The sequence below is a fragment of the Mycoplana ramosa genome (assembly GCF_041930185.1).
Classification (GTDB): Bacteria; Pseudomonadota; Alphaproteobacteria; order Rhizobiales; family Rhizobiaceae; genus Mycoplana; species Mycoplana ramosa.
Genome location: NZ_JBHEEW010000033.1, coordinates 1 through 1,630, shown reverse-complemented (window position 1 = coordinate 1,630; position 1,630 = coordinate 1). Strand labels below are relative to the sequence as shown.

2 protein-coding genes are annotated in these 1,630 nt (G+C 67.9%); both read right to left on the bottom strand.

The annotated features are described in order from the left end of the window. Positions 1-923, bottom strand: a 923-nt coding sequence (locus tag JNC62_RS21080) for an electron transfer flavoprotein subunit alpha/FixB family protein (protein WP_374841430.1), incomplete at its 3' end; no start/stop codon positions are given. Between the two features lie 188 nt (positions 924-1,111). After that, positions 1,112-1,630 (bottom strand): electron transfer flavoprotein subunit beta/FixA family protein (locus JNC62_RS21075; RefSeq protein WP_374841428.1); only part of this gene is annotated, 519 nt, incomplete at its 5' end.

Sequence of the window (1,630 nt, the reverse complement as noted above, 5' to 3'; positions counted from 1 at the left end):
GCCTTTTCCAGCTCCGGCAGGACGTCGAACAGGTCGGCGACGAGGCCGTAGTCGGCGACCTGGAAGATCGGGGCCTCTTCGTCCTTGTTGATCGCGACGATGACCTTGGAGTCCTTCATGCCGGCGAGGTGCTGGATCGCGCCGGAGATGCCGCAGGCGATGTAGAGCTGCGGGGCGACGACCTTGCCGGTCTGGCCGACCTGCCAGTCGTTCGGCGCGTAGCCGGCGTCGACCGCGGCACGCGATGCACCGACGGCGGCGCCGAGCTTGTCGGCGACCGGCAGGATCACCTCCTTGAACTTCTCCGCCGAACCGAGCGCGCGGCCGCCGGAGATGATGATCTTCGCCGACGTCAGTTCGGGGCGGTCGGACGACGACAGCGCGTCGGCGACGAAGGTCGAGACGCCCGGGTTGGTTCCGGCGGCAACCGCCTCGATCGGTGCGTTGCCGCCCTCGCCTGCTGCGGCGAACGAGGCGGTGCGCACGGTGATCACCTTCTTGGCGTCGGTCGCCTGCACCGTCTGGATGGCGTTGCCGGCATAGATCGGCCGCTTGAAGGTATCGGCGGAAACGACCTCGATGATCTCCGAGACCTGGGCGACGTCGAGGAGGGCTGCGACGCGGGGCATGACGTTCTTGCCCACCGAGGTCGCCGCGGCGATGATCGTGTCGTAGTTGCCGGCGAGCGCGACGATCGTCGCGGCCAGCGGCTCGGCCAGGTTGTTGGCGAGGGCTGCGTCCTCGGCAACGAGCACCTTGGCGACGCCGGAAAGCTTGGCGGCCTGCTCGGCTGCGGCCTTGGCGCCGTCACCGGCGACGAGCACATGCACGTCGCCGCCGATCTTTTGCGCCGCCGTCAGCGCCTTGGCGGTCTGGTCGGAAAGGTGGCTCTTGTCGTGGTCAGCCAGAAGAAGAATGGCCATGGTGTTGTCTCCCTATCTGTTTGCGCTCAACGGTTCGGTCCGGACCGGCGCGCGACGATCTTGTTCATCCCGTCATGCCGGACTTGATCCGGCATCCAGCGCGCGCAAGTCCTTGCGCGCTGGAAAAGTCTCGCGTCGCAGCCGCGACGCTGCTGGATCCCGGCTCAGGGCCGGGATGACGGACCACCTCAGAGCACGCCGGCTTCGGTCTTGAGCTTCTCGACCAGCTCGGCCACCGTCTTGACCTTGACGCCGGCCTTGCGGCCACCCGGCTCCTCGGTCTTCAGCACCTTCAGGCGCGGCGCGGTGTCGACGCCGAAGTCGGCCGGGCTCTTCTTGTCGAGCGGCTTCTTCTTCGCCTTCATGATGTTCGGCAGCGAGGCGTAGCGCGGCTCGTTGAGGCGCAGGTCGGTGGTGACCACCGCCGGCAGCTTGACCTCGATCGTCTGCAGGCCGCCGTCGACCTCGCGCGTCACCTTGGCCTTGCCGTCGGAAATCTCGATCTTCGAGGCGAAGGTCGCCTGCGCGGCGCCGAGCAGGGCTGCCAGCATCTGGCCGGTCTGGTTCGAATCGTCGTCGATCGCCTGCTTGCCGACGATGACCAGGCCCGGGTTCTCGGCCTCGGCCACGCCCTTGAGGATCTTTGCCACCGCCAGCGGCTCGACCGCGTCGTCGGTCTCGACCAGGATCGCCCGGTCCGCGCCCAT